Genomic DNA, 26,130 nt, shown 5'->3' with positions numbered 1-26,130 from the left:
TAACATTTGTATAGTGCGCATGCGCATTTGTGATCAAAAGCCCGATCGGAGAACACCGAGCAACCCTTTGATTGTATAGCCACTTTCTATACTTATCCACATGGACTCCAAGTTTGCTTTTACGCATGCGCATTTTCTGTTCACGCGATGCGCATTAAATACCCACCCGGCTAGCCAAGTCTTTGTTTTTTCTACAACATCAATTTTCGCCACGAAAAATATGAGCAGCGTCAGTGACTCAAATGCGCAGGAATTTGCGGCTCTTCGAAATATACTGTATAAATATACAGATTAATTATCAAGGAGCGATACTTATGCCTGACGCAAAAAGTCCCTTTTTGGAGTTCCTTCGCAGAGAAATGCGCCTTCGGGGTTACAGTATCCGAACGGAGAAGACGTATTTATTCTGGATCAAGCGCTATATTCTTTTCCACGGCAAACGCCATCCCGAAGAAATGGGCGCAAATGAAGTCAAGGCCTACCTTACTTGGCTCGCCGCCACTGAAAATGTTGCCATCAATACGCAAAAAGTTGCGTTAAACGCGGTAGTCTTTATGTATCACAAGGTGCTCAACATCGACCTTGGCGAAATGGACTTCAAGCTCGCCACCAAGCAGCGCCACTTGCCCAGCGTGTTAAGTAAAGCAGAAGTCGGGGCCATTCTCGCCCATCTGGGTGATCGGGACCGACTGGTAATTTCGCTTCTGTACGGTAGCGGTTTGCGTGTAAGTGAGTGCTTACGTCTGCGCATTCAGGATATTCACTTTGACCGCATGGCAATCACCGTTCGTGACGGCAAAGCCAACAAGGATCGTCAAACACTGCTCAGTCGCGCTCTGGTTGAGCCGTTACGTGAAGCCGTCTCCCTGGCGCTGGAGCTTCAGCGTAAGGACAATGAGCGCAACATCGGCCCTTCGATGCCCGGCGTACTCGGCAAAAAGTATCCCAATGCGTATAAATCACCCGCCTGGATGTTTCTATTCCCGTCGTCGGGGGTTTGTCAGCACCCACTTACGGATGAACCCTGTCGTCACCACTTGCACCATTCGGTCATTCGCAAGGCCCTCCAACGTGCGTGCGCACAAGCGGGCGTTACGCATAAGCGCGTCAGTTGCCACACGTTCCGGCATTCGTTCGCGACGCATCTGTTACAGAGCGGGTACGACATTCGCAGCGTGCAGGAGCTCTTGGGACACAATGATGTGAAAACGACGCAGATTTATACCCATGTACTGGGTCAGCAATATGCGGGAACGCATAGCCCGCTGGATGATTTGAGTGCGAATTTTTAAGACGAATTAATGGCCGGGCAGGCTACCGCAGGCCACGTTCACCTAAAAGGAGGTTGCCTGCGCGTTGTTCTTTTGTCCGATGGTAGCGGAAAAAGGCGGGTTCGAACAGGGGTTCAGGGTGTCTTGATCAAAGGCGCTTTGTCACCCTAGAGGCTGAGGGTGACTGTACTTCGGCCCTGGTTCAGGCACAGACTGAGCCACTCCCCCAGGAAGCGGTTGAACTGGAATTTTTCGTCGCTGTGGTACATGGCGGTGTTGGGGTAGTCATAGCGGGGCTTGATCCGCCGGTGACCTTCCCAGGCCAGCACTTCCGCCATGCGCGCATCGTGGTACAGACGCACCGTCAGGCGAGGCAGACTGAGCCAGTCAGTCGCGGGCAGCTCGCCGGCCACTTGGGCGACCTTTATGGTGGTGGTGTAACGTGCGCGCTCTTCTACATGAATCCGGATTTCACGCTCCGCCCGATTCTCACCCACGGCCAAGCGCCAGCTGTCGCCCGAGCCGGGCATCAGTTTGCGCAAGCGGGTGTAGTTGGCTTCACACTCCGCCTGTTCGCGGGGCAGGTCGACTTTGTAACGGGGCTTTATCATGGCGCCTCTAACAGCTGGGTCAGCCAGGTGGGTTTTGCCGCAGTCGCGGCCGGTTGAGCTGCAACCATTGTAGCGCAATCAGCGCGGCGGCGTTATTCAAACGGCCGCCATAGAGGTTGTCGAATACGACTTGCGCCGGCAACACATGCACCTTGATATCTTCGTGCTCTTCGTCAAGGCCGTGCACGCCGACGGCCTCGCTCAGGTCGGCAAAGGCACACACCACGTGGGTGACCTCGTTGCAGGCACCCGGACTGGGGTAGTAGTGGCCGATGTATTCGACGCTATCGGCCTCGACGCCGGCCTCTTCCAGCAGTTCACGCCGGGCCACGGCCTCGGGCGTCTCGTCCGTTTCGATCATGCCTGCCACTACCTCCAGGCACCAGGGGCCTGCGGGGTCATCCAGGGCGCCCACGCGGAACTGTTCGATCAGGCCGATGGTATCGTGGACGGGGTCATACAGCCCCACCACCACTGCCGGGCCGCGCACAAACAGCTCCCGCCCCATTGTCTCGCTCCAGCCGCCTTCGTAGAGGCGGTGGCGCAGGGTCAGTTTTTCGGCGCGAAAATAGCCCTGATAGAGGTCTTCGCGCGACAGAATCTCGACATCCTCGCGCTGATACGGCGGGTGAACAGGCTGATAGGGTTTGCTCATGGGTCTGGTTTGCCCTCGAATATCTGGCTAAAATGTGCGCAATATCACACCTTGCGTGGTAATATGCGCCGATTATACGAACAATTGAGTTTACCTTAGCATGCCTTTCCGACACGCTGCAGCCGCGATTTTGCTGTTTTTTGCCTGGATTTTGCCCGCATCAGGCGAGGAACTGGCGTTTTATGGCCCTCCCATCCCGGACGTGTATCTACCCCTGGCTGATGAGATCCTGGTGGATAAGTCTTCCCGCGCCATGTATCTGATCAGCGATGGCGAGCCTTTTCGCCGTTATGACGTTGCTCTGGGCCGCAACCCCGAGGGCCACAAAAAGCGCCGGGGCGACCGGCGCACACCGGAAGGCACCTATTACATCACCCGGCGCAATCTCGATAGCGACTTTCACATTGCCTTGCACATCTCCTATCCCAGCCCTGAGGATCGTGCCCGAGCCAATGCCCGTGGCCAGAACCCCGGTGGCAATATCGTGATCCACGGTCAGCGCAACAGTTACGTGAGCGGCGATTACAAGCGGGCGGGGGATTGGACCGATGGCTGTATTGCGCTCAGTAATGCCGAGATGGAAGAGTTGTGGCACCTGGTTCCGATAGGGACGCCGATACGGATTTTGCCTTAGGGGCAAGCACGGTTCAGGAACGGTGCCTCAGGTGTCGGATTACGGCTTCGCCTAATCCGACCTACACGAACATTGGCGCTTTGATCGGGTTGGGTGCCTCACCGTCGGGTTACGCTGCGCTAACCCGACCTACTCGAACATTGGCACGCCGTTTCCAGTAGGTCGGATTAGCCCGCAGGGCGTAATCCGACAATCTGCCCCAGCCTTTTCAGCACCGGGGCGTTCCATCTACACCTTGTGGTAAATCTCTGATCCGCTTTCGCGGAACTCGCGGGCTTTTTCCTGCATCTCCGCTTCCACATCCACCAGGCGCACGGTTTCTTCTGTTATTGCGCTCATGTCTGTGCCGTGCTCGGCGGCGTAATCCCGCACTTCCTGACTGATTTTCATGGAGCAGAATTTCGGCCCGCACATGGAGCAGAAGTGCGCCACCTTGGCGGAATCCTTGGGCAGGGTTTCGTCGTGGTAGCTGCGCGCCGTATCGGGGTCCAGGCCCAGGTTGAACTGGTCTTCCCAACGGAATTCAAAGCGCGCTTTGGACAGGGCGTTGTCGCGCAGTTGCGCACCCGGATGGCCCTTGGCCAGGTCGGCGGCGTGGGCGGCGATCTTGTAGGTGATGATGCCTTCTTTCACGTCGTCCTTGTTGGGCAGGCCCAGGTGTTCTTTCGGCGTTACGTAGCAGAGCATGGCACAGCCGTACCAGCCGATCATGGCAGCACCGATACCGGAGGTGATGTGGTCATAGCCCGGTGCGATGTCAGTGGTCAAAGGCCCAAGGGTATAGAAGGGCGCTTCATCACAGACTTCCAGCTGCTTGTCCATGTTCTCTTTGATCATGTGCATGGGCACATGGCCGGGACCTTCGATCATGCATTGCACGTCGTGCTTCCAGGCGATTTTGGTGAGCTCACCCAGGGTTTCCAGTTCGGCGAACTGGGCTTCGTCGTTGGCATCCGCCAGCGAGCCCGGACGCAGGCCATCACCCAAGGAGAAGGACACGTCGTAGGCCTTCATGATTTCACAAATTTCTTCAAAGTGCGTGTAGAGGAAGCTTTCTTTGTGATGCGCCAGACACCATTTGGCCATGATGGAACCGCCGCGCGAGACAATACCGGTCACGCGTTTGGCGGTGAGCGGCACATAGCGCAGCAACACGCCCGCGTGAATGGTGAAGTAATCCACGCCCTGCTCCGCCTGTTCGATCAGGGTATCGCGGAAAATTTCCCAGGTCAGGTCTTCGGCCACGCCGTCGACTTTTTCCAGAGCCTGGTAGATGGGCACGGTGCCGATGGGCACGTGGGAGTTACGGATGATCCACTCGCGGGTTTCGTGAATATTCTTTCCGGTGGACAGGTCCATGATGGTATCGGCGCCCCAGCGGGTGCCCCAGGTGAGTTTTTCCACTTCTTCTTCAATGGACGAACCCAAGGCGCTGTTGCCGATATTGCCGTTGATTTTCACCAGGAAGTTGCGCCCGATAATCATCGGCTCCACTTCCGGGTGGTTGATGTTGGCGGGGATGATCGCCCGGCCGCGGGCAACTTCGTCGCGCACAAATTCCGGGGTGATTTCGTCGGGAATGCTGGCACCAAAGCTCTGGCCCGGGTGCTGCACATCGCCGCGCTCTTTGGCTTGCGCCAGGGCCATGTTTTCGCGGATGGCAATGTATTCCATCTCCGGGGTGACGATGCCCTGTTTGGCGTAGTGCATCTGCGACACGTTTTTGCCCGGCTTGGCCTTGCGCGGTTGGCGCTTGAGGTTAAAACGCAGGTTCGCCAATTTGGGATCGTGCAGACGCTCGTTGGTAAAACTGGAATGGCTCTCGCTCAGCAACTCGGTGTCATCCCGCTCCAGAATCCACGGCGTGCGCACTTCGGCCAGCCCCTCGCGCAGATCGATGGTCGCATTCGGATCGGTGTAAGGACCGGAGGTGTCGTACACACGGACCGGGGGGTTTTTCTCACCGCCGAAATCGGTGGACGTGTCGTCGAGGGAGATCTCGCGCATGGGGACCTGCATATCCGGGCGCGAGCCCTGGACATAGATTTTCTGCGAGCCGGTGAAGGGCTGCACTGAGGCCTGGTCCACCTGGGCACTCTGGCTCAGGATTTTTTCCGCAGTATTGTCGTTGCTCATCATTATCACCTTGGGAATTGATAGAAGTGATGCACGGGGCCCGCGCCCTCGCCAACGGCGAGTTCATCGGCGTGGCTGATCGCCCCGTGCAGGTAATCTTTGGCCTGGCCCACCGCATCGGCGAGCGCAAGCCCTTGCGCCAACCCGGCCGCAATGGCCGAAGCCAGGGTGCAGCCGGTGCCATGGGTATGGCGGGTGGCGATACGCGGCGCGCTGTAGACTCGCTGATCGTCGCGGCTCACCAGTACATCGGTGGCCTCGGCGGAATCGCCGTGGCCGCCTTTCATCAACACCGCGCGTGCGCCCAAATCCAGCAACGCGCGCGCCTGGTGTTCAATAGCCGCGCGCGAGGTCGCCACGGGTTCACCCAGGAGCGTCGCCGCCTCGGGCAGATTGGGCGTTACCAGGGTGGCGCGGGGCAGGAGTTGGGCAATCAGGGTGTCAATCGCGTCGTCCGCCAGCAGACGGTCGCCGCTGGTGGCCACCATCACCGGATCCACCACCAACGGAATCGCACCGTAGGGCTTCAGCGCCTCAACCACCGCAAGGATGATCTCGGCGGTGCCCAACATGCCGGTCTTGATGGCACCCACCTTCAGGTCGGTCATCACCGAACGCACCTGGGCCTGAATGAAGTCAGCGTTGACCGGCAGGACCTCCTGTACGCCCCGGGTGTTCTGGGCGGTCAGGCAGGTAATGGCCGAGCAGCCATATACGCCCAGCGCCGAGAAGGTTTTGAGGTCTGCCTGAATACCCGCGCCACCACTGCTATCGCTGCCGGCGATGGTCAGGGCAATGGGCGTTATGTGGGGCATGACACGCTTCTCCGGTGAAAGAACCGGGCAGCACACGCGACAAAGGGCAAGAAGAAAGTCAGGAGGGACTGGCAGCGCCAGCAGCTCAATCATCTCGTTCCCTACGCCGGTACTAACCGGATCAGGTCGACGGGTGTTTCTCAGCTGCAGCTCCGGCAGCACCCCGACAAGAATGCGCTTCAGTCTAGTAGACTCATCCCGCCCTGTAAAGGACGGCGGCGTTTACCTCATTTGGGTGATGCCGATATACCCACTTGGTGCTAATCTTTGCGTCTTACCGATAAGAATCGCGCAACGCCCACTCCGGCTGGCTCGCACTTGCTAAGGAAACTCCCATGTCATTTACACGCTTAGCGCCTTCAATAAAGGCGATCGCTACCCTATTGACGCTGTTTTTCCTGACCGCCTGTGGTGGCGGTGGCGGAAGCGATGAGGACAACGGCGGCGGTGGCACTGACAACCCACCCCCCATAGACACCGAGGATCCCACACCAGACGCCAACCTGGCGGAGCAGATCCACAGTCTCGGCATCGCCGGTGCTCAGGGCTTTGTTGTGACCGGCACGGACAGCGACCCATCCGCCGCGAGCCTACCCACCGGGATCGAGGTGAATGACAACCTGCTGGAGCCGCATACACTCTACAAAATCACTACCGATGGTCGCCTGGAGCGGGTGCCGTTTATGGATGACCAGGGCAGCGAGATCGAGCGCGGCGCCATCACCCCCACGGGTGTAAGGGAGTTTGGACCAGACTTTGTGCTGATGGATATTCTGGTGCGTCCCACCAATAGCAGCGCACATGACCTGGTGGGCCTGCTGGTTAACAAAGCAACCGGCTTTGCCTACCTGATTCCCGATGGCTTTCTCCACCATCAAGACGCCTATTACGGCATTGAGAGCCTTGAAAACATCCACCGGCGACTGCGCACCGATGCCCAGGGCAATATCTACTATCTGCGCTATGTCGCGCCGGCCAGCGGCAACGGCGGTAGTCTTTTGGTGCCCAGCCGGGTGGATATCAGCCAACTGGGTCAAGGTGATTTGAGCATCTCCACCATCCAGAACATCCATGACGTCAACCATTTTGAAGTCAGCTCTGCGGGTGACTTTGTGGTGTACCAGGGCTACAGCCCGACCACAGAAAGTACCGTGGCGATCGCCTGGGATAACCTGAGCCAAACACCGATCTCCCTCGGCAGCCTGCTGGCAGAGTTGGATACTACCGGATACGAGTCCATCACTCTCGGGGCCATCTTCCGCGGACTGGACGATCGCATTTATCTCGACTATAGCTTTGTCGCGTTGGTTGAAGACAATTACGAGTATTCCCGCCAGTATTATCGGCTCGCGCGCAACCCGTCAGGAGCGCTCGCGCTGGAAGACTTGGGACCCTTTACCGGCAGCATCACCGGTAGTGAGCAACCCGAATCCGGCTACCTGATCGCGGAAATTCCCAAGGACGACGGCTATCTCGGCACCCGGCACATAGTCAACGGCCAGCTGACGTATGTTGCAACATGGAGTCACAACAACCGTGCGAACAATATTATCACCGTCGACCTGGAGCAGCGTCGCACCACTCAGCACCACCAAGTCCTGGGGCTATTCGCCCACGCCAGTGCCAACTATGTGGTCAGCGATCGGCATATCTGGCTGTACGGCTTTGCGGCCGGCACCGAGCAAACCCTGATTGTCCGCTACAACCCCACTACTTACGAAACGGCTGAGATCAACCTGGGCAGCGGCTTTGAACTGGAACGTCTCGAGGCCTTGAGCAGCGACCGCGTACTGTTTGAGGGCCTGCGCTACAACCCGTTGAGCAACGTGATCGCCCTGATGGACCTGGAAGGCAATATTCTGGAAGAGTCTGTCTTCGAGATCGCCAACGTGCCGGTACTGACCTTACTCGCGATTTTGCCCGCCGACTTTATCCGCATCGACGGCAACCCTCAGGATTGGAATACCGACCTGCGGGTGCTTTCCGGCAGCGCTGGCACCAGGCCCGAGGATAGCGACCTGGTCCACTACAGCCAGACCCAGGGCCGAGGCGACTACCTGGGGCTGGTAGAATTTGCCGGGCCGATCAACGGTGACGACCACACACGCATCCGCTTCGACACCCACGAACTGATTATTTACCCGGGCTTCATCGGGGTGCGCGCCACCAGCGACCCGGAAGCCGAACTGACCAGCCTCTATGCCGACAGCGCCCTGGCCTTTGGCAGCGCCCTGGAGTTTTCCATCCCGGCCTCCGCCCTCGGCGCCAGCCTGCCCGATCTGCTGTATGTGGAGCGCTACGAGCGGGTCAGGTACGCCGCCGTGGCCAACATGACCCACGACTGGCAGACCGAAGGGGAAGGCGAAGCCCAGGTCGCGACACTGACCATTAACCTGGTGCTCGATAGCCCCATAGGCGATGAAACCATTACCGTGCGCTTGAGCGAGAGCGCCCGAATCGAGCTGACCCGCGACAATGCCACCCTGATCACGAATGAGATCAGCGCAATCATCGATGACCTGACCTTACCCGAGACTGACGAGGCTGGCGCCGACGTGATCATCAGCGTCAGCCACGAATCGTTGACCGGCGACGAGGAGCCCGAGGTGCTCGACCCCGAAGGTATTGAACACGAGGAACAACTCGACATCCTGCAGTAACCGCACCTTGCCCGCGCCTCCGCGGGCTCAAGGCGGCCCGGTAAATCCGGGCCGCCGAGTGCATGCCCCCGCATCCAAACACCCACCTCCCACGTATCCGTTTGCCATCACAAACCGGTCGCGATTAACGCTTTTTAACAAGTTCACTGAATCTGTATCTCGACCCGCTACGTCCAACCCGATAAACTCCTTGGCCTTGCCACCACATTTATTGCATCGGGACAGACCCACTTCACACAGGATGGAAACCCATGAAAAAGACGGCACTCTCGCTTATTACCGGCTGGTTAACGCTCGGTGCCCTATCGGTCAGCGCCAGCTCTCTGGTCGACATTTACGAACTGGCGCTGCAAAACGACCCCCAGTTGAAAGCTGACCGGGCCGCTTACGAGGCCGGGCTGGAGACCCGCAATATCGGTCGCTCGGCACTGCTGCCGCAAATCAATCTGCAGGGCACTTACCAGCGCGACGAAGTCAGCGGCGGCACCCCGCCGGTAACCGACGACCAGATCCAGCGCGCCCAGAACGATGAGTCCACCACCTGGACCCTGTCACTCAGCCAACCGCTGTTCAATATGTCCGCTTGGTACAGCTACCAACAGGGCAGTAAATTGAGCGAAGTGGCCGAGGCGGAGTTCGGCGCTGACCAGCAGGACCTGATCGTGCGCGTAGCCGACGCTTACTTTAATGTGCTGCGCGCCATTGAAAATCTGGAGACGGCCCTGGCCGAAGAACGCGCGCTGGAGCAGCAGTTGGAGCAAACCCAGCAGCGCTATGAAGTGGGCCTGACCTCCATTACCGAAGTGCACGAAGCCCGTTCCGTGTATGACAACGCCACGGCCACCACCTTTCAGGCGCGCGGCGACTTGGGTATTGCCTATGAGGCCCTGGAAGTGCTGACCGGCCACTCTCACGATCGGATCGCCCCCTTGGCGGAAGACTTCCCGGTTGTGGCCCCCGAGCCCACTGACCGCCACCAGTGGGTCGATTTTGCCTTGCAGAACAACTACCAGCTGCGCGCCGCCGCCCTGGCGGCCGATGCCTCTCGGCAAAACGCCCGGGCCGCACGCGCCGAGCACTACCCCACCGTCACCGGCAACGCCCGCTATATTCGTACCGATACCAGCGGCTTCGGTTTTGCTGATGATATCGACGGCCCGGTATTCGGCGTCACCGTCAATGTCCCGCTGTTCGCTGGCGGCGGCACCTCGGCTCAACGCCGGCAAGCCTCGGCCCAGCACCTTCAGTCGCGCGAGCAGGCCAACAGCACCCAGCGCAATGTGATCCAGAGCACCCGCGCGCTGCACCTGTCGGTGATCACCGGCGTCTCCCAGGTGCGGGCCCGCGAGCAGGCCATCATCTCGGCCGAGAGCGCACTCGAAGCCACCCAATCAGGGTATGAGGTGGGCACACGCAATCTGGTGGAAGTGTTGCTGGCGCAGCGCGCCGTTTATGAAGCCCGGCGCAACTACTCCAACTCGCTCTACGACTACATCATCAACACCATTCGCCTGCGCGAAGTGGCCGGCATGCTGACCCCGGCGGATGTACAAGAGATTGATCGCTGGCTTCAGGCTCAGGCACCGGTACGGCGCAGTGACTATGACGACGCGGAAGGCTATTACAGGTAGCGACGAATCAGCGCGAGGGTTTTCTCCAGCGCGCCCCGGTTCTCTTCCGCCACTTTGAGCGCCGCCGCCCCCCGGGCGCGGCGCTTTTCTTTGTCTGCCAGTAATGCCTGGGTGTCCGCCGCCAGCGCCTCTACCCCTTCGGCGGTCTTCAGAGCCCCCGACGACGCCAGCAGATCGGCAACGGCGGCAAAATTGAACAGATGGGTTCCGCTTTGCAGGGGCAGGCCCCAAGCCGCCGGCTCGATAAAATTGTGCCCACCATTGGGCACCAGACTGCCGCCCACAAACGCGATGTCGCTCGCCCCGAAAAGCAACAACAGCTCCCCCATGGTATCGCCCACCAGCACCTCGACATCCGCGGTCACCGCCGTGTCCGCACTGCGCCGAGCCACCCGCAAGCCCTGGTTTTCACACAATTGCACCACCCGCTCGAAACGCTCCGGGTGACGCGGCACCAACACCAGTAGAAGCGCGTCGGCACCGGGGACGCCCGAGGTGCGCACACGCCGATAGGCCTCCAGAATCAACTCATCTTCCCCCAGATGGGTGCTGGCCGCGATCCAGATCAGGCGCTCGCCGCCGGCGCTCCACACGGCCTTGAGCTCGGCCGCCCTGGCCACCAGACTCTGCTCCAGTGCCAAATCAAATTTGATGCTGCCGGTAACCGCCACCTTGTCTTCCGGCGCGCCCAGCGCTTTAAAGCGGGCCGCGTCGCTCTCGTGCTGGGCAGCGATCAGGCTCAGGCTGTTGATGATGCCGCGGGTCAGGCCCGCCACCCGACGGTAGCCCCGGGCCGAGCGCTCGGACAGGCGCGCATTCATCAACACCACCGGAATCTCCCGGGCCGCGCACGCCGCCAGGGTGTTGGGCCACAGCTCGGTCTCCATAATCAGCAACAGACGCGGCTGGGTGCGATTTAAAAAGCGGGCCACGCTGTCGGGGGTGTCGTAAGGGGCATAGGTGTGACTCACTTGATCCCCCAACGCCGCCAGCACCCGCTCCGAGCCGGTCGGTGTACTGGTGGTAATCAGCAGGTGCAGGTCGGGGTTTTGCAGCAGTGCCCGAATCACCGGTTGCGCCGCCAAAAATTCTCCCACCGAGACCGTGTGCACCCACACCACCGCTTTTTCCGTCGCCTCCGGTGCCACCCGGCCAAAGCGCTCGCCCAGGCGCCGGGCATAGCCCGGGGCCTTGATCGTGCGCCACAGCAAGTGCAACAAAATCAGCGGCAAAGACAGGTAGAGCAGCAGTGTGTAAACCAGGCGCATGCGGAGCAATTTCCTTCAACGGCGTTGCGAGACGGGCAAGAATAACACTTTGGCCACCGTAGATTCACGGCCGCACGCGTGGTACAACACGCGCTTGTATTATCCGGAGTATAGACATGAGTGACTCGGCCCCGACAATTCCCTTTCGCGAAGCCCTCGCGGTCTGGTGGCGTATTGGTCTGCTCAGCTTTGGCGGCCCCGCCGGGCAGATCGCGCTGATGCACCGCGTCCTGGTGGACGAAAAACGCTGGATCGAGGAACACCGCTTTTTACACGCCCTCAACTACTGCATGTTGCTGCCCGGCCCCGAGGCCCAGCAACTGGCCACCTACGTCGGCTGGCTGCTGCACGGGGTGCGCGGCGGCCTGGTGGCCGGGGTGCTTTTTATCCTGCCCGGTGCCGCCGCCATCATGGCGCTGTCCTGGCTCTATGTGCTGGTCGGCGATGTGAGTGTGGTGGAAGGCCTGTTCTTTGGTCTCAAGGCGGCAGTGCTCGCCATTGTCCTGCAGGCACTGGTCAAGATAGCCCGGCGCGCACTCGATGGTCGTTTAAAACCGGTGCTTGCGGTCGCCGGTTTTATCGCGCTGTTCGCCTTCAACCTGCCGTTCCCACTGGTGGTGCTCAGCGCCGGGGTCATCGGCTACATCGGCGCGCGCTGGTTCACCGGCACCCCCCAAAACGATGACCAAGCGCTCGACCCGATCCGCCGCCCCGGGACCGGCCGCGCCGCGCTCATCTGTGCCGCACTCTGGCTGGGCACCGTCGCCCTGCTGATGGCGCTGGCCGGGCAGAGCGTCTACGCCGCCGTGGCCAGCTTCTTTTCCCAGATGGCCGTGGTCACCTTCGGCGGCGCCTACGCCGTACTCAGCTATGTGGCCCAACAGGGCGTCGAGCACTATCAGTGGCTCCAGCCGGGGGAAATGCTCGACGGCCTGGGGCTGGCGGAAACCACCCCCGGCCCCTTGATTCTGGTCACCCAGTTTGTGGGCTTTCTCGCGGGTTTCCGCGACGCCGGGTTGCTTGCGGGCACCGCCGCCGCGCTGCTCACCACCTGGGTCACCTTTCTGCCCTGTTTTGTCTGGATTTTCGCCGGGGCGCCCTACGTGGAGAAGCTCAGGGGTCATCGGGCACTGTCGGCAGCACTGGCGGCGATCACCGCGACAGTGGTGGGCGTCATCGCCAACCTGGCGCTGTGGTTCGCCATCAACGCGCTCTTTGCCGAGCGCCTGACGCTCACCGGCGGCGGCTTACAGATACAGCTGCCGGTGCTGACCAGTATGGATTTCGCCCTCGCCACGATCACGGCCGTGGCGCTGTTACTGGTGTTCGGCCTTAAATGGGGCCTGCTCCGGGTGCTGGGTCTGTGCGCCGCACTCGGCATCGGTTGGTCGCTGGTGTGAACGGGGCCATGTTGCCCCGCGCACTTTTGCAGTACATTAGGCCCTGGCCGATGGCCAGGACAACACCATCAAAACCATTGTTATAAGGAACATACCCATGCTTGTGAGCAATCTGGAGATCGTCCCCGGCCGCAAGGTCAAGGAACACCTGGGCCTGGTACAGGGCAGCACGGTGCGCGCCAAGCACGTCGGGCGCGACATTGCCGCCAGTTTTAAAAACGTCTTTGGCGGTGAACTCAAAGGCTACACCGAGCTGCTCAACGACTCGCGCGAAGAAGCCATCAAGCGCATGGAAGAACAGGCCGAGGCCATCGGTGCCAACGCCGTACTCAATGTGCGCTTTTCCACCAGCTCCGTCGCCCAGGGCGCCGCCGAGCTGTTTGTCTACGGCACCGCCGTCATTCTCGAATAACAGGAGCCGGTCATGGATGCACTGGTTATTGGAATGGTCCTGCTGTTCAGTGCCGGGCCCATCGCCATCGGCCTGGTGAGCGGGCGAATCCTGGAGCGGCGCCACTACGCGTCAATCATTGCGCGCGAACGCCAGCGCGGTCAGGTACTGATTTTCTCCCAGCGCCTGCCGCCACCCACCCTGCCCGCGCCGGAAACCCGGCTGGTCACCGGCTCGATGGTGGTGTCCATCGATTACTTCAAGCGCTTTGTGGCGGGATTGCGCTCGCTCATAGGCGGGCGCTTGAACACCCACGAGTCGCTGCTCGACCGGGCCCGGCGGGAGGCGTTGCTGCGCATGCGCGAGCAGGCCGCCGCCCTCGGCGCCACCCAGGTGTTCAACGTCAAGCTTGAGACTGCCGCCATCGCCGGGCGCGCGGCCCAGCAGGGCGTGGGCTCCATCGAGGTGCTCGCCTACGGCACCGCGCTGATCCCTACCGACCCGCGCTGACCCCATGGGCTACCAGAACCGCCTGCCCCCCGAGGGTATCAATGTGGTCGAGCGCGGCTGGCAGCGGGATTTCTGGGTCGCGGTAGCCGGCTTCATCGCCGGCGCAGCGCTGCTGATCTGGCTCCTGATCCAGCTGGCGGGTTGGGCCGCGCGCTGGACGCCCTTCCACTGGGAGCAACGCTGGGCCGAGCCCTTTATCGAACAGCGCGCGCACCCGGCCCAACCCTACCTGCAGGACCTGGCCGACCGGCTGGCGGAGGCGGGCGGCCTGGATGAGCCTCTGAACGTGACCGTTCACTACCGCCCGGATACCACCCTCAACGCCTACGCCACCCTGGGCGGGCATGTGTTCATTCTCCAGGGCCTGCTCGACACCGTGGAGAGTGAACAGGGGCTGGCCTTTGTGCTCGCCCACGAGATTGCCCATATCCAGGAGCGCCACCCGGTGCGCGCCATGGCCCGGGAACTGAGTTTTCAGGTGGTCTTCGGGCTGCTCTTTGGCCGCAGCGATGCCGGCTACCTGGTGGGCATGGGCGGCCAACTGGCCATGCTCGAGTATTCCCGCGACCAGGAGTACGCCGCCGATGCCTGGGCCCTCGAGGCCCTGTACAACCTGTACGGCCATACCGACGGCGCCTACGAGCTGTTTCACGCCCTCGACAGCCACCACGCCGTGCCGCAATGGCTGACCACCCACCCGGAAACCCACCGACGCATTGCCCGCCTCGAGTCCCTGGCCCAGTCCCGGGGCTGGCACACCCGCGGCCCACTCATTCCGCTGCCAGAATGGCCACAGGGCGAGTGACGCCACCGCCCGGCACTGGTAAACTCCGCAGTCAGTAATCTGTCACATTTGGCCGCTAGGCTGACGCCACCACAGGACGCAGGATGACCGAGACGTTTCTCGAACAGGTAAAATGGGATGAGGCCGGACTGGTGCCCGCCATCGCTCAGGATGCGGACACGGGTCGGGTCCTGATGATGGCCTGGATGAACCGCGAAGCCCTGGCACTGAGTGCCAAAGAGCAGCGCGCGGTGTACTGGTCGCGTTCGCGCGGCCAACTCTGGCGCAAGGGTGAAAGCTCCGGGCACGTCCAGGAACTCAAGGAAATCCGCCTGGATTGCGACGCCGATGTGGTGATTTTACAGGTCAAACAGTTGGGCGGTATTGCCTGCCACACCGGGCGCGAAAGCTGTTTCTATCGCGTCCTGAAAGACGGCCAGTGGCACACGGTAGATCCGGTGCTGAAAGACCCGAAAGACATCTACTGAGGCAGCACCATGAGTAACCTGGATATTCTGGATGAGTTGACCCGCATTCTCGAAGCGCGCAAACAGGTGGCCGACCCCGAGTCGTCCTATGTCGCGAGCTTGCACGATAAAGGGCTCAACAAAATTCTGGAAAAGGTGGGCGAAGAATGCACGGAAACCATTCTTGCGGCCAAGGACGCCAAAGCGAGCGGAGACACTCGCGCGCTGATTTATGAAACCGCCGACCTGTGGTTTCACAGCCTGGTGATGCTCTCGCATCTGGGCGAAAACGCCGACGCGGTGCTGCACGAGCTGGCGCGTCGATTTGATGTCTCGGGCCACGCCGAAAAGGCCACCCGAACCAATCATTGATTATTGCAGACTACACAGAGGACACACCATGGGTATTAGTGGTATTGGCGTTTGGCAACTGGTCATTATTCTGATCATTATCGTATTGCTGTTTGGCACCAAGCGCTTGCGCCATATTGGCGGCGACTTGGGCAGCGCCATCAAGAGCTTTAAAAAGTCGGTCACCGACGGTGACGACAAGAAAGACGAGGAAGACCCGCAAAACGTCGAGCATCAAGAGGGCGAGTCAGCCACCAGCGAGACCAAAGCCGAACAGAAATCCGAACAGAAGTAAGCGCCGGAGGCCACTGACGGGTGTTTGATATCGGTTTTTTCGAGTTGATGATTATCGCTGTGATCGGCCTGCTGGTCATCGGCCCCGAGCGCCTGCCCGAAGCGGCGCGCGCGGTGGGCCTGTGGGTGGGCCGGGTCAAACGCAGCCTGACCGAAACCCGCTCGGAAATCGAACGCCAGATCGGCGCTGATGATATTCGCCGCCAGCTGCACAACGAAAACGTGATGCGCAGCCTGGAACGCACCCGCCAGCAAATGGAAGAGTCGGTCCGCTACGGCATCGATTCGCTCGACCCGGGCCTGCACTCCGACACCCCCAAAAAAGCGTCCAAAGCCGAAGCGCCCGAGCCCGTTGAGCCGGACGAGACAAGCGAAAAATCCGGCGACGACAACGACGCCCCCAAAGCGGACGACAAGCCCTGAGCCCATGACGGTAACTGCCAAAGACCAAGAACAACCCCTGGTTCAGCATCTTATTGAGTTGCGCGATCGGCTGCTGCGTATCGTGATCGTGGTGCTGGCAGTGTTTTTGTGTCTGTTTTACTTTTCCAACGACATTTACCAGTTTGTTGCCGAGCCCCTGCAACGCTTTTTGCCCGAAGGCACCAGCATGATCGCCACCGAAGTGGCCTCGCCCTTTTTGGCGCCCTTCAAGCTGACGCTGTTTGTGGCCATACTGCTGTCCATCCCCTACATCCTCTACCAGGTCTGGGCCTTTATCGCCCCGGGGCTGTACATCCACGAAAAACGCCTGGCCGTGCCGCTGGTGACCTCAAGCGTGTTGCTGTTCTACGCCGGCCTGGCCTTTGCCTACTTCGTGGTCTTCCCTCTGGTCTTCGGCTTTTTCACCAGTGTCGGCCCCGAAGGCGTCGCGGTGATGACCGACATCAGCAAGTACCTGGACTTTGTCCTCAAGTTGTTTTTTGCCTTCGGCATCGCCTTTGAAATTCCCATTGCCACCATTCTGCTGATCCACGCGGGCGTCATCACCCCCGACGGCGTGGCCAAAAAACGCCCCTACATCGTGGTCGGCTGCTTTGTCTTCGGGATGCTGCTCACCCCGCCCGACATCATCTCCCAGACCCTGCTCGCTCTGCCCATGTGGCTGCTGTTTGAGGTGGGTGTTGTGTTCGGCCGCATCGTCTACCGGCGCAAACTCGCCGAAGAAGCTGCGGAAGACTCAGAGCTGGCGCCCGGTGACACCGACAACAAGAAGAATTAGACGCCAACTGAATTTGTGTTCTATACTGCCGGTACGCTTTTGCTGCCGGTAGACGAAAGCGACGTACACACCGAAACCACTGTACCGATACGACGCTTATGAGCACACAAGAGACACCTCAGCCTAGAGCGGGCTGCAGCCGCTGCCGTGACCTTCCTCCCCTGGATTTTGATTTCACGATGGCGTTTCAGCCCATTATCGACAGCGACAACCGTACCGTTTACGCCTACGAGGCATTGGTCCGGGGCCTTAACGGTGAGGGCGCCTGGCAGATCCTGAACCAGGTGACTCCCGACAACCGTTACCAGTTTGACCAGATGTGCCGCATCAAAGCCATCCAGCTGGCCGGCCAACTGGGTATCAAGTGCAACCTCAGCATCAACTTCCTGCCCAACGCCGTGTACCAGCCAGAGGCCTGCATCCGCCTCACGCTGGAAGAAGCCGCACGCCAGAACTTTCCCTGTGAGCAGATCATCTTTGAAGTGAACGAAGGCGAGAAGCTCGAAACCCCGGGTCACCTTGAAAATATCTTTGCCGAATACCGCAATCAGGGGTTTATTACCGCGATCGACGATTTTGGCGCCGGACATGCCGGGCTCAACCTGCTTGCCGACTTCCAGCCTCACGTCATCAAGTTGGATATGGCGCTGATTCGCGATATCAATAACAACCGGGTGCGCCAGGCCATCGTCCGCGGCGTCATCAGCACCTGTCAGGAGCTGGACATTAAAATCATCGCTGAGGGCATCGAGAGCAAAGCCGAGCTGGACACGCTGCGCGATTTGGGTGTGCACCTGTTCCAGGGTTATTACTTCGCCCGCCCCGAAGTTGAAACTCTCCCCCCCGTGGATTTCGACTGCCTCTGACACCCAGGCGCCTCAATCAACGCCCGACAGCCAATAGTGTATATCTATTGGCTATAACCCCGTCCATCTTCTACTAATTAAGTTATTAGCCGTGACTCGTTGTTTTGAGTGACACTCATCGCACACACGGAGATCCCGGTATGCCCGACTCCCTGACGAAATCCCATGGCGCCAGCGCCACCCATGCGCGCCGGGAGGATCCCGCCGTGGCCTTTTTCCGGGAGCTGCTCAGCCGCGCCGACATCCGTATCAACGGTGACCGCCCTTGGGACATTCGGGTTCACGACAGTCGCTTCTTCGGCCAGGCTCTGTCCCGGGGCGCTTCACTCGCCATTGCCGAGGCCTATATGCAGGGCTGCTGGGACTGCCCGCGTCTGGACCAGATGCTCACCCGCGCCATGCAGGCGAATGTCCACCGGCACATCCGCCAGTTCGGTACCTGGCACCTGATGAAGACTTATCTGGCCGCCAAGCTCTACAACCGCCAGTGCCCCAAGCGCGCCTTTACAGTGGGCGAAGCCCATTACGACATTGGCAATGACCTCTACGAGCGCATGCTCGACTCGCACATGATGTACAGCTGCGCCTACTGGCCCGAAGCGGATAACCTGGAAGACGCCCAGCGGGCCAAACTCGACCTGATCTGCCGCAAACTCGAGCTGCGTCCCGGTATGCGCCTACTGGATATCGGTTGTGGCTGGGGTGGTCTGGCGGCGTTTGCGGCGCGCCACTACGGTGCCGAGGTGGTGGGCATCACCATCTCTCGGGAGCAGCAAAAGCTGGCGCAGGCGCGGGTTGAGGGCCTGCCGGTGCGTATCGATCTGGTGGACTACCGCTCCCTGACCGGCGAGTTCGACCGCATCGTGTCAGTGGGCATGTTTGAGCATGTGGGTCACCGAAATTACCGCACCTACTTCAAAACCGCCCAACGATTGCTGGCCGACGATGGCCTGTTTCTGCTGCATACCATCGGCAACGAGCAAGTCCGTCAGGGGATCGATCCCTTCCTGGAGAAGTACATCTTCCCCAACGGTGAGATTCCCACCCGCAACCAGATCAACCACAGCAGCAGCGGCTTGTTACGCCTGGAGGACTGGCACAATTTCGGCCCCGACTACGACCGCACCCTGATGGCCTGGTGGCAACGCTTTGAGCAGGCCTGGCCGGAACTGGAGCCCCACTACGGGGAGGGTCACTTCTACCGGATGTGGAAATACTACCTGCATTGCTGCGCGGCCTACTTCCGCTCCCGCCACGGCCAGCTCTGGCAATTGGTGTACACCCAGCCGGGCTCCACACGGGAGTACCGCAGCCTGCGCTAGCGCATTGACCTGCCGGGGCCGAAAGCCTTACTATTGAAAAATATGATAATTGAGTGAGTGCGCCAACCGATCCCGCACAACACTTCTTTACACTGAGTGCCCCTTTACTCACGATAAACTGTAAAGCTTTGCAGTCCGACAGTTTACATAACCCCCAAAAGCCTATTACTGTCACGGCTCTAAACGCCGCCTTTGATGGCGTCAGGAACGAGGAGAAGCTGCATGACCGACCCGATCAATCGCCGCGCCCTACTCAAACAATTGACCGCCGGCACCTTGGGCCTCAGTGCCCTGGCAGGTACCTCGGCAGTGGCTGGCGCGCTGCCCGCCGCCCGGTCAATTGGCGATGAAACCGAGCGCGCGCTCAAAGGGAATATTCACCATTCGGTGGCCCGCTGGACCTTCAACTTCCTCGATCTTGACACGCTCGCGCGCGTGATCAAAAAGCTCGGCTTTAGCGCCATCGACCTGATTGGCCCGGGGGAATGGTCGATTCTGAAAGAACACGGCATCGACTCCTCCATGTGTAACGGCGCCGAAATCAGCCTGGAGCGAGGCTGGTGCAACCGCGATTACCACCAGACGCTGATCGACAACTACCGCAAGCACATCAGCCTGGTGTCCGAGGCGGGCTACACCAATCTGATCTGTTTCAGTGGCAATGCCGACGGCATGGACGACGAGACCGGCCTGCAGAATTGCGTTGATGGGCTCAAACAAATTTTAGCGCAGGCCGAAAGAGACAGCGTTGTCATTCAGATGGAGCTGTTCAACAGCAAAATCGATCACCCGGACTATATGTGCGACAACAGCGCCTGGGGCATCGAGCTGTGCAAACGCCTGGACTCACCCAATTTCAAACTGCTCTACGACATTTACCATATGCAGATCAGCGAGGGTGACATCATCCGCACCATCCGCGACCACCACCCGTATTTTGGCCACTACCACACCGCCGGCGTCCCTGGACGCAACGAGATCGATGACAGCCAGGAATTGCACTACCCGGCGATCATGCGCGCGATCCGCGATACCGGTTTCGATGGTTATGTGGCCCAGGAATTTATTCCATCCCGAGCGACCGACGAAGAAAAAATCCGCGCCCTGTACGAGGCTGTGCGCATCTGCGATGTGTAACAGCCCCCGGCGTACTTAACCGGCGCGGGGAGTTCGATGCCCGCGCCCAAAGCAAATATAACTGAAGATGTATGCTTATGAAGTCAAATCACTACGATGCAATTGTTGTCGGCTCCGGTATCAGCGGCGGCTGGGCCGCCAAGGAGCTGTGCGAGAAAGGGTTGAAGGTGCTGATGCTCGATCGCGGCCGCAATATCGAGCACATCACTGGCTATGAGAACATGCATAAGGAAAGCTGGGACTACCCGCACCGGGGACAGCCGACCACCGAAATGATCGAGAATCATCCAGTACTCAAACGTGACTACCCGCTCAACGAGCAGACCAAGGGTATGTGGGCCAACGAACAGGACGCACCCTACGTTGAGAAGGAGCGCTTCGACTGGTTCCGCTCCTACGTGGTGGGCGGACGCTCGCTGCTGTGGGGTCGGCAGAGCTATCGCCTGAACAAGTGGGACTTCGAAGCCAATGCCAAAGAGGGTATCGCCGTTGACTGGCCGATCCGCTACGAGGACGTCGAGCCCTGGTACAGCTACGTGGAAAAATTCGCTGGCATCAGCGGCAGCAAGGAAGGCCTGGAGGTACTGCCCGACAGTGAATTTTTGCCGCCCATGGATCTCAACTGCGTCGAGAAAGATGTCGCCGCGCGCCTGAAAAAACACTACAACGGCAACCGTCATCTGATCATCGGCCGCTGCGCGCACTTGACTGAGGCGCGCCCGGAACACAACCGGGTCAACTGTCAGTACCGCAACCGTTGCGCACTGGGCTGCCCCTTCGGGGCCTATTTCTCGACCCAGTCAGCGACTCTGCCGGCCGCCATGGCTACTGGCAACCTGACTGTGCGCCCCTATTCCATCGCCTCGCGCCTGCTGTATGACAAAGACAATAAGCGCGCCACCGGCGTCGAAGTGGTCGATGCGGAAACCCACGAGGTCTACGAATTTACCAGCAAGATCGTGTTCGTTAACGCCTCGGCGCTCAACTCCGCCTGGCTGTTGATGAACTCCGCCACCGACGTCTGGCCCGAAGGTCTGGGCAGCAGCAGCGGCGAGCTCGGCCACAATGTCATGGATCACCACTTCCGCTGCGGTGCCAGCGGTACCGTCGAGGGCTACGAGGACAAGTACTACTACGGTCGTCGCCCCTCGGGTTTCTACATTCCGCGTTTCCAGAATATTTACGACGACAAGCGGGACTATGTCCGCGGGTACGGCTACCAAGGCTCCGCCAGTCGCCAGGGCTGGAATCGGGATGTGGCCGAGATGGGCATCGGTGCCGATCTCAAGCACGCCTTGCTCGAACCGGGCCCCTGGACCATCGGCATGACGGCCTTTGGTGAGATGCTGCCCTACCACGAAAACCGCATCACCCTGAACCACGACGTCAAAGACAAATGGGGCCTGCCCGTGCTCGAGACCGACGTGGTGATCAAGGAAAACGAGTTCAAGATGCGCAAGGACATGATCGAGGAAGCGGTTGCCATGCTCGAAGCCACCGGCGTGAAAAACGTCCACGGCGGCGACTGGGGTTATGCCCCGGGCATGGGTATTCACGAAATGGGTACCGCCCGCATGGGTCGCGACCCCAAGAGCTCGGTGCTTAACAAACACAACCAGGTCTGGGATGCGCCCAACGTCTACGTCACCGATGGCGCCTGCATGACCTCCGGCTCCTGCGTCAATCCGTCACTGACTTATATGGCCCTGACCGCGCGCGCGGCCCAGCACGCCGTCGACGAACTCAACAAGAGGAACCTGTAACCGTGGAAAGACGAGAACTGTTAAAAGCGATCGCCGCGCTCACAGGCACGGCCATGATCGGTGGCACCGCCATCCTGAGCGGCTGCACCAACGGCGCCGCCCCGGCCGCCGGTCTGACTTTCAGCGACAGCGATATCGCGCTGATGGATGAAATCGGCGAGACCATTCTGCCGCGCACCGACGTACCCGGCGCCAAAGATGCCGAGATCGGCCGCTTTATGGAGCGCATGGTGAACAATTGCTATTTCCCCGAAGACCAGCAGGAATTTCACCGGGGGCTGGCAGAGATCCGCACGCGCTGCGAGTCGGAGTACGGGAGCAGCTTCTTGGCCATGACACCCGAACAGCGTAAGGCCCTGCTCGAACAGCTGGAACAGGAGGCGCGCGAGGCCCCCTACCGGCCGCTCGAAGATCGGCGCAACCAGATCAGCGGCAGCCATTTCTACACCATGCTCAAGCAGCTGACCCTGTTCGGCTTTTTCACCTCCGAGGCCGGGGCCACCCAGGCCTTGCGCCATATCGCTACACCCGGCCGCTACGACGGCTGTTACCCCTACGAAAAAGGCGACCGGGCCTGGGCTACCTGACCACCCGTTTTCCCGGACACAAAAAAAGGCAGCCAAGGCTGCCTTTTTTTGTGGACGTTATGCGCGTCATTTACAGATCGGACAGAATCTCCTGTAGCCCGTTCATGGAGGCCTGCACGGCTTCCAGTTGGGTCATGCCATCCGGGTAGACTTCCTGCTCGAGCACCAACCAGCGGGTGCCACCCACCTCTTTCATGGCCTGAATCACGCCTTTCCAATCCGCCACATCCTGGCCCAGAATCGGCTTGGCATCGGCGGGGGCATCGTCCGGCAAACCCGCTTTGATATGGGCGGTCAAGGTGCGGCCCGGGTAGCGGCGCACATACTCTTCCGGGTCTTTACCGGCAGCGACGACCCAGCCCACATCCAACTGCAGCACCACACGCTCGGGCGTACTCGCGGCGATGTAATCCCAGTAAGTGGTATCACCAAAGCGGTCAAACTCTTCGGCATGGTTGTGGTAGCCGGTTTTCAGGCCGTAGGGTTCGAGCTTCTCCGAGTAGCGCACCAGGTCGGTCACGACATTGTCCACTTCGCTATCGGTAAAGGCGCGATGATCCATGGGGATAATCAGCTTCTTGGCGCCAACGGCCGTGAAGAAGGCAACGGTGTCATCAAAGTTGTCCTCGTTAAAGGCATCAAAGTGCACATGGGCACCGGACACTTTCAGGCCATGCTCGGCCAGGAACGCCTTCAGACCTTCCGGGTCATCGCCGTAGGGGCCGTAGTCGCCCGCCAGCTCGACGCCGTCAAAGCCCATCTCGCCCAGCGCCTTGATCGTACCTTCAAAGTCGTCTGCCAGGGTGCGGTTGACGGACCAGAGCTGAACGCTGACGCCCGGCTCGGTGCTGCCGCCGTGATTATGCGCCGACACGGCACTGGAGAATGCGAAAACAGCGGATAACAGCGCTGTCATTACCGGTTTGAACAGTTTCATGGGCACTTCCTTCTATCGTTAGTGTAATCACAGGTACTTTGACGCTTCCGCCCTCAAAGGTTTCCGCGCTTGAGCTGCTCGGCAGCGAAAGCGCAGGCGCGGGCGGTAAGGGCCATGTACGTCAGCGACGGATTTTGCCAGGCGTTTGACGTCATACAGGCGCCGTCGGTGACAAACAGGTTGGGCACATCGTGCGCCTGATTGTAGCCGTTGAGCACCGAAGTCTCGGGATCTCGGCCCATCCGCGCGGTACCCATCTCGTGGATTGAGAGGCCGGGCGGACGATCCCAGTCAATGCTTTTGTGGATATCGACACAGCCCATCGCCTCAAGAATCTCGGCGGCACTTTCGGCCATATCCTCACGCATTTTATTGTCGTTGTCGGAGTAGCTACAGTCGATATGAACCTGCGGCATACCCCATTTGTCTTTCTTGGTCGGGTGTAGCGTAATCTGGTTCTCGTAACGTGGCAACATTTCTCCTTGGCCCCATAGTCCAAAGGACCAGCCACCCGCCTGGCGGATGGCCTGTTTGAAATCTTTGCCAAAGCCGTCTCGGTGGGCGAAATTGCCCCATTCATCACGCTGGGCACTGCCGGCAAAGGCATAGCCACGCAGAAAATTCACACCCTCATCCTGGCGGTAGAGATTACGGAACCGGGGAATATAAATGCCCGTAGGCCGGCGGCCGTGGTAGTAATCGTCCTCAAAGCCCGGCACGCGGCCATGGGCACCGGCGCCGTAGAGGTGGTCCATCAGGTAGTGCCCGAGCACCCCGGAGGAATTGGCGATGCCGTTGGGGAAAGTCTTACTGGTGGAGTTGAGCATGATCTGGGTCGTGCCGATAGTGGAGGCACACAGAAACACTACATCGGCGTGGTATTCCCGCTGGGCCAGACTGTTGGCGTCGATGACCCGAATTCCGGTGGCGCGCCCGGTTTTTTCATCATAAATGACGCTGTGTACGACACTGTCGGTGGCCACGGACAGATTGCCGGTCGCCAGCGCGGCCGGTAGGGTCGCACTTTGCGTTGAAAAGTAAGCCCCAAAGCTGCAGCCTTTCTGACACTCGTTGCGCGCCATGCAGCGGAAGCGACCGAGCGCCTTCTGCTCATCGGTGGGCTCGGTCAGGTGGGCGCAGCGACCAATGATCATTTTGCGGTCCTGGTACCGGGACTCCAGGCGCTGCTTCAGAGCCTGCTCCACGGCGTTCATGGCGTAGGGCGGCTGACTGACACTGTCGGGCAGAATATCGATCTTGTCCCGGTTGCCGCTGATGCCCGCAAAGCGCTCCACGTAAGCGTACCAGTCCTCCAGGTCAGCGTAACGCACGGGCCAGTCGATGCCGTAGTCGTCGCGGCTGTTGGCGGTAAACTCCAGGTCGCTCAAGCGGTAGGACTGGCGATGCCAGGTCAGGGACTTGCCCCCGAGCTGATTGCCGCGAATCCAGCTGAAAGGCTTATCCTCCGGGATGCTGTAGGGCAGATCCCGGTCGTTGCCAAAAAACTGTTTGGTGGCGTCGTTGTAGGCGTAGCACTGCTGCTGAATGGCCTGCTCGTTCTGCACCCGCTCAAACTCCACGGCGCCACGAAAAGGCATCTCCCAGGGCGCAACGCCCTCCCCCACATAGTCCTTGCGATGCTCGACGTGGGGGCCGCGCTCCACCATCAAAGTCTTCAGGCCCCGCTCAGACAACTCCTTGGCGGCCCAGCCGCCGGAGACGCCGGAACCCACTACAATGGCATCAAATTTTTGCTCAGTCTTAGTCATAACATCTCATCACTGATTGTCTGTGGCCGGTATCAGGGCGCGCGATTGGACCAGGCCCGGCCCACTTCCTCAAAGGTTATCGGGCGGTAGTCACCGGGCACCGCGGCATAGGCGAGCTCCTGGGTCGCACCCACCTCGGAGGTGTAGTAGCCCAGCAGCACCAACCCCTTGAGTTGCCGGAAAAACGCCCGGTCAGCCCCGGTAAACGGCTCATCCGCCGCCTCCATTGCCCGCAGCAGTGCCACCTGCTGGTCCTGGTCACAGGCCAGGAACGGCTGATCGTGGCGGCGCTGAGCCACCTGCTCCACTCGGCGCAGCCCGTCGAGAAACGCCCGTTGTTCGTCCCGGCTGGCACAGTAGGCCAGCTGGTGATCAATAAATTCGTGGACCCCGGCAGCGATGGCGCCGGGGGTATCGGTGGTGGGAATGATCAGTTCCCCCAACTGCGCCACCAGCGTGCGCTGAGGCTCATCGAGCAGACGCTGCTGGCGCCGGGTCTGATCTTGGGGAAGCGCGATATTCGCCGCCAAAAGATCAAGCGAACGACCACTGAGCAGCACGCCACAGGCGAGCGCCAGCTGCTTGAGCGCCGTGCGCCGGTTTGCGTTGCTGGGGAATGTTGATTGGCTCATAGCGACCTCGGTTAGGC

The 26,130-nt window shown here is 60.1% G+C and carries 26 protein-coding genes and 1 riboswitch; of the genes, 18 read left to right on the top strand and 8 right to left on the bottom strand.

All coding sequences use genetic code 11. The annotated features are described in order from the left end of the window. Positions 1–314: 314 nt before the first annotated feature. Positions 315–1,292, top strand: a complete 978-nt coding sequence (locus DKW72_RS13940; RefSeq protein ID WP_111642989.1) for an integron integrase — start codon at positions 315–317, stop codon at positions 1,290–1,292. 146 nt (positions 1,293–1,438) lie between these two features. Here the strand turns inward: DKW72_RS13940 and DKW72_RS13935 are convergent, their stop codons facing one another. Both DKW72_RS13935 and DKW72_RS13930 read right to left on the bottom strand, forming a co-directional pair. Then, a complete protein-coding gene (locus tag DKW72_RS13935) occupies positions 1,439–1,882 on the bottom strand; it encodes a DUF1249 domain-containing protein (RefSeq protein ID WP_111642988.1) in 444 nt (147 codons plus the stop codon). Positions 1,883–1,901: 19 nt separating this feature from the next. Next, entirely contained in the window at positions 1,902–2,537 is a 636-nt protein-coding gene (locus DKW72_RS13930; RefSeq protein ID WP_111642987.1) for an NUDIX domain-containing protein, read from the bottom strand. A gap of 100 nt (positions 2,538–2,637) precedes the next feature. Between DKW72_RS13930 and DKW72_RS13925 the strand changes: the two genes are divergently transcribed. Beyond that, complete coding sequence (locus DKW72_RS13925; protein ID WP_111642986.1) at positions 2,638–3,171, top strand: L,D-transpeptidase family protein; 534 nt, start codon at positions 2,638–2,640, stop codon at positions 3,169–3,171. Between the two features lie 228 nt (positions 3,172–3,399). Here DKW72_RS13925 and thiC read toward each other — a convergent pair whose 3' ends face one another. Together thiC and thiD are read right to left on the bottom strand one after the other, a co-directional pair. Then, a complete protein-coding gene (gene thiC / locus DKW72_RS13920) occupies positions 3,400–5,307 on the bottom strand; it encodes a phosphomethylpyrimidine synthase ThiC (RefSeq protein ID WP_408631113.1) in 1,908 nt (635 codons plus the stop codon). 5 nt (positions 5,308–5,312) lie between these two features. After that, complete coding sequence (gene thiD, locus DKW72_RS13915) at positions 5,313–6,122, bottom strand: bifunctional hydroxymethylpyrimidine kinase/phosphomethylpyrimidine kinase (protein WP_111642984.1); 810 nt, start codon at positions 6,120–6,122, stop codon at positions 5,313–5,315. A gap of 81 nt (positions 6,123–6,203) precedes the next feature. Continuing rightward, positions 6,204–6,298: riboswitch (TPP riboswitch) on the bottom strand. Positions 6,299–6,457: 159 nt separating this feature from the next. On the opposite strand from thiD, the gene DKW72_RS13910 reads away from it, so the two are divergent. Together DKW72_RS13910 and DKW72_RS13905 are read left to right on the top strand one after the other, a co-directional pair. After that, positions 6,458–8,782: a hypothetical protein gene (locus DKW72_RS13910; RefSeq protein WP_157960502.1), complete on the top strand. Its 2,325-nt coding sequence runs from the start codon at positions 6,458–6,460 to the stop codon at positions 8,780–8,782. A 251-nt stretch (positions 8,783–9,033) separates the two neighbouring features. Continuing rightward, on the top strand, positions 9,034–10,413 hold the full coding sequence (locus DKW72_RS13905) for a TolC family outer membrane protein (protein WP_111642982.1): 1,380 nt from the start codon (positions 9,034–9,036) through the stop codon (positions 10,411–10,413). Here the strand turns inward: DKW72_RS13905 and waaA are convergent. Beyond that, complete coding sequence (waaA, locus tag DKW72_RS13900; protein WP_111642981.1) at positions 10,404–11,681, bottom strand: lipid IV(A) 3-deoxy-D-manno-octulosonic acid transferase; 1,278 nt, start codon at positions 11,679–11,681, stop codon at positions 10,404–10,406. The two genes, DKW72_RS13905 and waaA, sit on opposite strands and share 10 nt — an antisense overlap. Before the next feature lie 116 nt (positions 11,682–11,797). Here waaA and chrA point away from each other — a divergent pair, with 116 nt between their 5' ends. From chrA to DKW72_RS13830, 14 genes are all read left to right on the top strand, one after another. Beyond that, a complete protein-coding gene (gene chrA / locus DKW72_RS13895) occupies positions 11,798–13,081 on the top strand; it encodes a chromate efflux transporter (RefSeq protein ID WP_111642980.1) in 1,284 nt (427 codons plus the stop codon). Positions 13,082–13,178: 97 nt separating this feature from the next. Next, positions 13,179–13,493 (top strand): YbjQ family protein, encoded by a 315-nt coding sequence (locus DKW72_RS13890; RefSeq protein WP_111642979.1) that lies wholly within the window; start codon positions 13,179–13,181, stop codon positions 13,491–13,493. Between the two features lie 12 nt (positions 13,494–13,505). Beyond that, positions 13,506–13,982: a YbjQ family protein gene (locus tag DKW72_RS13885; RefSeq protein ID WP_232522410.1), complete on the top strand. Its 477-nt coding sequence runs from the start codon at positions 13,506–13,508 to the stop codon at positions 13,980–13,982. Between the two features lie 4 nt (positions 13,983–13,986). After that, positions 13,987–14,787, top strand: coding sequence for a M48 family metallopeptidase (locus tag DKW72_RS13880; RefSeq protein ID WP_111642978.1), 801 nt, complete (start codon positions 13,987–13,989; stop codon positions 14,785–14,787). A gap of 83 nt (positions 14,788–14,870) precedes the next feature. Beyond that, positions 14,871–15,254: a phosphoribosyl-AMP cyclohydrolase gene (gene hisI / locus DKW72_RS13875; RefSeq protein WP_111642977.1), complete on the top strand. Its 384-nt coding sequence runs from the start codon at positions 14,871–14,873 to the stop codon at positions 15,252–15,254. A gap of 9 nt (positions 15,255–15,263) precedes the next feature. Continuing rightward, complete coding sequence (locus tag DKW72_RS13870; protein ID WP_111642976.1) at positions 15,264–15,605, top strand: phosphoribosyl-ATP diphosphatase; 342 nt, start codon at positions 15,264–15,266, stop codon at positions 15,603–15,605. Positions 15,606–15,633: 28 nt separating this feature from the next. Then, positions 15,634–15,879 carry a twin-arginine translocase TatA/TatE family subunit gene (tatA, locus tag DKW72_RS13865; RefSeq protein ID WP_111642975.1) on the top strand — a complete coding sequence of 82 codons (246 nt, stop codon included), beginning with the start codon at positions 15,634–15,636 and terminating at the stop codon, positions 15,877–15,879. Between the two features lie 20 nt (positions 15,880–15,899). Beyond that, positions 15,900–16,301, top strand: coding sequence for a Sec-independent protein translocase protein TatB (tatB, locus tag DKW72_RS13860; RefSeq protein WP_111642974.1), 402 nt, complete (start codon positions 15,900–15,902; stop codon positions 16,299–16,301). 4 nt (positions 16,302–16,305) lie between these two features. Next, complete coding sequence (tatC, locus tag DKW72_RS13855; protein WP_111642973.1) at positions 16,306–17,100, top strand: twin-arginine translocase subunit TatC; 795 nt, start codon at positions 16,306–16,308, stop codon at positions 17,098–17,100. A 179-nt stretch (positions 17,101–17,279) separates the two neighbouring features. Further along, positions 17,280–17,966: an EAL domain-containing protein gene (locus tag DKW72_RS13850; RefSeq protein ID WP_232522409.1), complete on the top strand. Its 687-nt coding sequence runs from the start codon at positions 17,280–17,282 to the stop codon at positions 17,964–17,966. 140 nt (positions 17,967–18,106) lie between these two features. Then, a complete protein-coding gene (gene cfa, locus DKW72_RS13845; protein ID WP_111642971.1) occupies positions 18,107–19,288 on the top strand; it encodes a cyclopropane fatty acyl phospholipid synthase in 1,182 nt (393 codons plus the stop codon). A 222-nt stretch (positions 19,289–19,510) separates the two neighbouring features. Then, on the top strand, positions 19,511–20,425 hold the full coding sequence (locus tag DKW72_RS13840) for a hydroxypyruvate isomerase family protein (protein ID WP_111642970.1): 915 nt from the start codon (positions 19,511–19,513) through the stop codon (positions 20,423–20,425). Between the two features lie 77 nt (positions 20,426–20,502). Further along, complete coding sequence (locus DKW72_RS13835; protein ID WP_111642969.1) at positions 20,503–22,188, top strand: GMC oxidoreductase; 1,686 nt, start codon at positions 20,503–20,505, stop codon at positions 22,186–22,188. Between the two features lie 2 nt (positions 22,189–22,190). Beyond that, the gene (locus DKW72_RS13830; RefSeq protein ID WP_111642968.1) at positions 22,191–22,775 is read left to right on the top strand and encodes a gluconate 2-dehydrogenase subunit 3 family protein; all 585 of its coding nucleotides are present in this window, start codon (positions 22,191–22,193) and stop codon (positions 22,773–22,775) included. A gap of 70 nt (positions 22,776–22,845) precedes the next feature. On the opposite strand, the gene DKW72_RS13825 is transcribed toward DKW72_RS13830, so the two are convergent. Genes DKW72_RS13825 through DKW72_RS13815 form a run of 3 tightly spaced genes read right to left on the bottom strand, consistent with a single transcriptional unit; the run spans position 22,846 to position 26,113 of the window. Further along, the gene (locus DKW72_RS13825; RefSeq protein ID WP_111642967.1) at positions 22,846–23,712 is read right to left on the bottom strand and encodes a sugar phosphate isomerase/epimerase family protein; all 867 of its coding nucleotides are present in this window, start codon (positions 23,710–23,712) and stop codon (positions 22,846–22,848) included. A 53-nt stretch (positions 23,713–23,765) separates the two neighbouring features. Further along, positions 23,766–25,481, bottom strand: coding sequence for a GMC oxidoreductase (locus DKW72_RS13820; protein ID WP_111642966.1), 1,716 nt, complete (start codon positions 25,479–25,481; stop codon positions 23,766–23,768). 32 nt (positions 25,482–25,513) lie between these two features. Next, positions 25,514–26,113 carry a gluconate 2-dehydrogenase subunit 3 family protein gene (locus tag DKW72_RS13815; protein ID WP_111642965.1) on the bottom strand — a complete coding sequence of 200 codons (600 nt, stop codon included), beginning with the start codon at positions 26,111–26,113 and terminating at the stop codon, positions 25,514–25,516. Positions 26,114–26,130: the final 17 nt, after the last annotated feature.

It is taken from the genome of Marinimicrobium alkaliphilum, assembly GCF_003259155.1.
GTDB classification, from domain to species: domain Bacteria; phylum Pseudomonadota; class Gammaproteobacteria; order Pseudomonadales; family Cellvibrionaceae; genus Marinimicrobium_A; species Marinimicrobium_A alkaliphilum.
Note: the sequence above shows the minus strand (reverse complement) of the source record. Positions and strands in the feature narration are given on the sequence as shown.